Source organism: Chryseobacterium culicis (genome assembly GCF_900108365.1).
Classification (GTDB): Bacteria; Bacteroidota; Bacteroidia; order Flavobacteriales; family Weeksellaceae; genus Chryseobacterium; species Chryseobacterium culicis.
Genome location: NZ_FNWQ01000014.1, coordinates 1 through 4,368 on the forward strand (window position 1 = coordinate 1; position 4,368 = coordinate 4,368).

Annotated in this window: 2 protein-coding genes; both read right to left on the bottom strand. The window is 32.4% G+C overall.

The window, feature by feature from the left end:
- Positions 1-3,260: hypothetical protein (locus BLW74_RS22120; protein ID WP_089697108.1), on the bottom strand; the 3,260-nt coding region annotated here is incomplete at its 3' end.
- Positions 3,261-3,270: 10 nt separating this feature from the next.
- Positions 3,271-4,368 (bottom strand): T9SS type A sorting domain-containing protein (locus tag BLW74_RS22125; RefSeq protein WP_089697111.1); only part of this gene is annotated, 1,098 nt, incomplete at its 5' end.

Genomic DNA, 4,368 nt, shown 5'->3' on the forward strand with positions numbered 1-4,368 from the left:
GATGTTTCGTCATTGTTAGCTAAAGCTGATGCATCGGTATTGGAAGCACTGACGATTGAATCAATTAGTGATTGCTGAATATCTGTTAGTTTTGCCCCTTCAATTTTAGCAATAGGCTGTGTTTGGTTATACCCCCAGATAATAACCGTTGAAATACCATCTTTTGTGGTGTATTGCTGAAGATTTCCTTTTGAATCATATTGATTATACGTTACTTCTGTGGATTGAGTATTTTGTAAATCGGTAGACAATATAGACGTTGGAAGTGGAAGCCCAACTGTTTTTGAGTCTGCATCAGCCTGAGATGATGGATACTTTGTTTCAATTTTAGAAATAGTCTTACCATTCTTTTTTAGTTCAGTCTCCAATGGAACACCAGTAATTCCCTTATCAAATAAATAAGTATTGTTACCTCCTTCTGAATATTTATAATTTGTAATAATAGTCTCGCCAGAGTTTATTAATTCATGTTTCTGAACTAAACCATTATTATTATAAGAAAAATGTTCTTTGTTTTCGATAATTTTATTACCAAAATATCGTTTAGAAATTGTAGAATCAATTTTATGAAATTCAGCCATCATAGGAGTTGTATAAAAATGATATTTTGCAATACCATCGTATTCTCCTGTTGAAGCGATTAAGGGATCTTTTCCACTCAATAAAAATTTCTTTTCTGCCCTAACACTATAAAATTGATTAAATGGTAATAAATTCTTATATTTATAGGTAACAGATTCAATAAGATTATTATCTGCATCTTTAATCACTTTTTGTTCTAAAAGGCCATTAAGCTGATTTTTAATTACAGGAAAATAGTCTGCTACAGTATTTTCTAAATTGTTATAATGATATTCTGTTATTCCTTTTATTTGTAATGGATTATTAACATCAACTGTACTCTCCATAACTTTACTATAACCTACCGCATCATATTCACCAGAAGAAATTTGATCCGTAATCGACCAAAAACTATTATAAGAATAAGAATTGGAACAGTTTATTGCCTGCCCACAATTAAAGCAATAATAATCCCTTTGTTTTAAAGGACTTATTCTATTATGAAGAATGCCCCTTCCATATTCATATTCTTTCCATTCGGATAAAGTTCCTTGGCTTGAATAATTTTTTAAAGATTTAATTCTAGGTCCATGGCCATAAGAAGTAAAATCACTACCTATATCAGGCTTCTTAACGATGATAAAAGAAGTTTTTACACCAGCAGAGTGATAAATATCTGCTGGTTGATACATATTGTTATCAATATTTAAAATCACTCTATTTTGAATTGTAGGATCATTATAATTGATAAAGTTGAATACCCCATCCATCTGAAAATTATAATTCTGGCTGAAATCAGTATTATTAGTAAGTTCCCCAAACTTCCATTCTTTAATAACTTCCAATATAGTTTCTCCACCACCTGCATTCTTTTTAATTTTTAGCAGTTTAATACTGGCATTAGCATTAGCCATCTGATAATAGTTATATCTTTTAGACTGTGGACCATTAGGACCGCCGTCAAATCCACCAGAGAATTCGGCATGGAAATTTATAGAACCTCCAAAGTCGTATGGAAAATCATATATATTGTTTAGAGAGCTATACCCTCCTATACCATTATTATTAAGATTGATAGTTTCAGTGAGATTGAATATCTGATCATGACTGGGAATAAACTGATTATTAAAGGAGTTGAGTTCATATTCATAATCAGTAAACCCCTTAGTAGGATATTCAATTCTTTTAAGCATATAAGAACTGACATAGTTTTTATTAGAATATCTATTATTTCCTTCATAATATACCGGTACTCCCATTGCAGGTGTGAGATAAAAACTTAAATCAGGTAATAAATAATCGCTAAAGTACCCATTGTAATATCCCCAGAAATCTTTAGCAAAAGAAACTTTTGGAGGTAATGTATTGGAAAGATTATACTCAAATTTAAATTCGTTATTATCGCTTATTTTGTTACCGTTATTATCATAAATAAAAAAGGAAACTTTATCTAATTTTAATCTTTTTCCGAAAGCATCTTTCATCTGATTAAAGTTTTGCAATTCAGTAATAGCAGATGGAAAATTATCTTGATAGGGAAAATAGGTATAAATAAAATCTAATGATTTTAATTTTTTATTATTTCTTCTATTTATAAAGTCAATAGATTCAAGTTTTTTAAGATTGTTCCAGCTATATAGATTAATATCCTCTCTATCTCCAAGATTAAAAATTATTTCTAATTCATCTGTCTTAATTTTTTTCAAAATTTTAACATTACTATTATTCAATACAGCTTGTGCTGGTTCAAATTGATAGTTTATCTTTCCATAGCACATATCAACAGATTCTAAACTATAAGCTGATGTTCTAATGTTTCTCTGTTGGGCAAAAGAGTAGAAATTATAATTCGCATCTTGATATTCAAATGAAATCTCTTTATTATTTGGAAATACTATTTTGTTGATTTTATAACTTCTACTTGAAAATTCTTCTGATAAAGGTGTTCCATTATAGCTTAAAAATACTTCTTTTTGTCCAAAATAATATTTTATTCCATTATTATCAGTAGCTATGATTTGATCATTATAAACTTCAAATTTCAAATTCTCATTTTTCTCCAACTGGACAATTTCCCGAGTTTGAAGATTAATAAAAAAACTTCCGCTATGTCCAAAGAAATTAAATCTAAAAATATCAACATCAGCATTCTTTCCGTACACTATGTCATTTACAACTGTATTTCCATCAGAACCGCTTGGAGATGAAGGAGGAAAACATCCAGGATTTTGTTGATTACCAATAATACACCAGTCATATCCAACAAATCCTTTTTGTTTTACAACTTTAAATCTTCCTGTTCCTCCCGGATATGCTTCAAGCCTATTGTAAAATGGAATATATTCGTTGGGTGTTGAATAACTTATATCATTCTGATCTGCTTTCCCCCTAACATCCTGATAGATCATACCTTCAGGCATCAGATCCCAACCTAATCCTACCCATGTAGCCTGATCATCCAATTTAATACCTGATGCATTATAATTTAGAGAAATAGGTATCTCAAAACCTGATTCTCGAATTACATAAATAGGAACACTAGTTTGTGCTACCCCTGTATATGTTCCAACAGGAATATCTCCAAATCGTTTAAACATGGCCACCTCAGGTGAAGTGGGAAAATTAACATTAATTTGATTTTGTGCGTTTAAAACAATTAAATTTAAAAAGTACAATATTATCACAAATATCTTTTTCATTATTTATATTTTATTTCTTAATCAATTTAGCATTCGCCATTTTATTAGTATCAGTTTTTATAGTCACCAGATAAGCGCCCTGAACCAAAGCCTGAGTATTAATCTTGGTAACTTTATTGTTTGTTTTAATACTTTGAAGCTGCCTTCCGCTCATATCATATAAGAGAATTTCAGCATCCTTAAAATCAAATCCAATTTCTACGTAAGCATAGTCTGAAACAGGGTTTGGATAGATTTTGATATCATATTTTTCAATTAACTGATCAACCTGTTTGTCGCCCAGCTTTACAATCTTCCAGTTTTCTTTCCCCAATTCTTCTGCGCTGGTTCCGGCTAAAACAATTGATCCGTCCCTGTTAAGCTTTAAATCGGAAAGTCTTTCTTCTTTTTGTCTGGATTCTCCTTTCACGTGCTTTCGCCACTGCTCATTACCGTTTTGATCTAGATATAGCATCCAAAAAGTTTCATCATCGGTTTGGATTCTTCCTTCAGCCTGAGTGTAACCTCCCAGCAGAATGCCTTTAGACTTCTCGCTTCCATCTTCCAGCCTCCCGCTTACAACACTCATTCCCATTAAAACATCACGGTTTTTGAAATTGTAGGATTTCTGCCACTGTTCATCTCCTGTTTCGTTTAAAGCAATCAGCCAGAGATCAGTTCCTTCTTCTATTCCTACTGTTTTATTTCCCGATCTTTCTGATCTGGATTCTCCGCCAATGATAAATCCGTTTGAAGTTAATGCCAACGTTCTGATATGATCATCCCCTCTTCCTCCAAAGTTCTTTTCCCATTCTACTTTTCCGGTTTTGTCAAGTTTTACGATCCAGTAGTCACCTTCACCATAATTGCTGCTGGCTTTTGGCATTTGGCTAATGGCTGTTGAAGAGGCAGATCGTTGGTTACCCGCCTGAGTGCTGACAGATCCCGAAACACGAACCTCGGAACTTCTGGAATAAATACCCAGTAATGCTCCGCCATCACGAGTTGGAATCATTTTTTCCACTTCGTCTAAACCTTTTCCTCCTAAAATAAGCTGTGAAAGTTCTTTTCCGTCTTTATCCAGTTTTGTGATCAAGACATCTTTGGAACCGTAACCTTTTAAATCCTG